This window comes from Protofrankia sp. Cr1 (assembly GCF_963555865.1).
Taxonomy (GTDB): Bacteria; Actinomycetota; Actinomycetes; order Frankiales; family Frankiaceae; genus Protofrankia.
Genome location: NZ_CAUVXO010000147.1, coordinates 5,703 through 8,053, shown reverse-complemented (window position 1 = coordinate 8,053; position 2,351 = coordinate 5,703). Strand labels below are relative to the sequence as shown.

Sequence of the window (2,351 nt, the reverse complement as noted above, 5' to 3'; positions counted from 1 at the left end):
ATCCGTCGCGGTGAGATCGTCGCGCTGGTCGGGCCGAGCGGCGCTGGTAAGAGCACGCTGCTGGCCCTGCTGCGTGGGGCGCTCATCCCGGCGCAGGGCCGGGTGTTGGTGGACGGCACCGATCTCGCCGCCCTTGACCCGGCCGGCTGGCGGGCCCGGATCGCCTGGCTGCCGCAGCGTCCCCATGCGGTCTGCGGTGGCACGGTCGCCGACGAGGTCCGGCTGGGACGGCCGGGCGCCGGTGCCGCCGAGGTCACCGCGGCGTTGGCCGCCGCGGGTGCGCCACCGGCGGGCCGTGCCGTGGGCGAGGACGGCGGGGAGCTGTCAGCCGGTGAGCTACGCCGGGTGGCGCTGGCCCGGGTACTGGTCCGCAACGCCGCGTTGGTCCTGCTCGACGAACCGGGGGAAAGCCTGGACGCCGCCGCGGAGGAGCATGTAGCCGCGGCGGTCGCGGCGCTGCGCGGACATGCCACGGTGGTACTCGTGGCGCACTCCGACGTGCTTGCCGGGGTCGCCGATCGGGTGATCACAATCTCGGCGGGACGGGTGACCGACGACCGCACGACGGTACCCACGCCGTTGTGCCCACCGGGCGTTCTCGTTGCAACACCCGTCGTCGTCCCGATTGCCATCGTCCCCGATCCTGTCCCTGCTGCCGCTGTCGGTGCTGTCGGTGCTGTCGGTGCTGTCGGTGCTGTCGGGGCCGCCGGTCTGTCGGGAGTGTTGCCACGGCGGGCGTTGGTGCTCTTCGCCTCGGCGTGGCAACGGTTCGCGCTCGGCATCCTCGCCGGGGCGGTCGCCCTGGGGTGCGGCATCGGCCTGACCGCCACCTCGGCCTGGCTGATCGTCCGGGCGGCGCAGCACCCACCGGTGCTCACGCTGATGGTAGCGGTCGTCGCCGTACGTGCCTTTGGGCTCGGCCGGCCGGCATTTCGCTACGTTGAGAGGCTTGCCAGTCACGACGCGGCCCTGCGCGGGCTGGCGCAGCTGCGTGCGGAGGTGTTCGCGCGGCTGGTCCCGCTCGCTCCCGCGGGTCTTGGTAGCCATCGGCGCGGGGACCTGCTGCGCCGTTTCACCGCGGACGTCGACGGGGTCGGGGAGTCGCTGCTGCGGGGTGTGGGCCCGGCTGTGTCCGCGGCGCTTGTCTGTGCCGGGGCGGCGATCGGTGTCGCGGTCGTGCTGCCGGCCGCGGGCGCCGTCCTGGCGGTCGGTCTCGCCGTGGCCGCGGTGATCGCCGGGCCGGTGACCGCCCGCCGTACCCGTGGGACGGTCACCGCCACCGCGCTGGCGCGGGCGCGCAGGGACACCGAGATCGTCTCCCTGCTCGACGGTCTGGACGAGTTTGTCGCGTTCGGCGCGGTCCGGTCCCGGCTTGCGCTGCTGCGCCGCCGCGACGACGAGATCCTGCGGCTGGTCGGGCCGTGGCAGCGGTCACCGGCGTGGGGGACGGCGACCGGTTCCCTTGCCGCCGGCCTCACGCTGGCGGCCGTCAGCGTCGTCGGGGTGGACGCCGTGCACCGCGCGGCGCTGTCCCCGGTGATGCTCGGCGTGGTCGTGTTCACCACGATCGCCGCCTTCGAGCCGCTGGCAGGCCTGACCGGCGCCTTCGCGGCACTCGCCGAAGCCCGCCAGGCCGCGGGTCGTGTCTTCGCGGTCCTCGACCGCGAGCCGCCGGTCGGCGAGCCCGCTCGGCCCCGACCCCTGCCCGCCGGCCCACTCGACGTCCGCATGGCCGGCGTCCGCCTGCGGTACGGCCCGCACGGCCCGCTGGTGCTCGACGGCTTCAATCTGTACCTACCGGCCGGCAGCCGGGTCGCGCTCGTCGGGGCCAGCGGCGTGGGCAAGAGCAGCGTCGTCGACCTGCTGCTGCGCTTCCGTGACCCTGTGGCGGGCCGGGTCGAGGTCGGTGGGGTGGACCTGCGGCACGTCGGAACCGACGAGCTGTATCGAAGTGTCACCGGGATGACACAGGATGCGCACGTGTTCGACGCGACGGTGCGGGAGAACCTGCTGATCGCGCGTCCCGGGGCGGCTGACGCGGAGCTCGCCGGCGTGCTCGCCCGGGTGGGGCTCGCCGACTGGGTCGCGGCCCTGCCGGACGGCCTGGTGACCCGGGTCGGGGCGGACGGCGAGCGGATGTCCGGCGGCCAGCGTCAACGGTTGCTGCTGGCCCGCGCGCTGCTCGCCGATCCACGGGTGCTCATCCTCGACGAACCGACCGCACACCTTGATCCGGTGACCGAGGCCGCGGTGATGCGCACGATCCTGGACGTGACCCGCGGCCGGACGCTCCTGCTCATCACTCACCGCACCAGCGGTTTCGACGAGCTGGACGCGGTCGTGACACTGGC

At 74.3% G+C, this 2,351-nt stretch carries 1 protein-coding gene; it reads left to right on the top strand.

Annotated features, from left to right (window positions below; translation table 11 throughout):
* On the top strand, window positions 1-2,351 hold a 2,351-nt coding region (gene cydC / locus U9980_RS13550), incomplete at both ends, for a thiol reductant ABC exporter subunit CydC (RefSeq protein WP_322768235.1).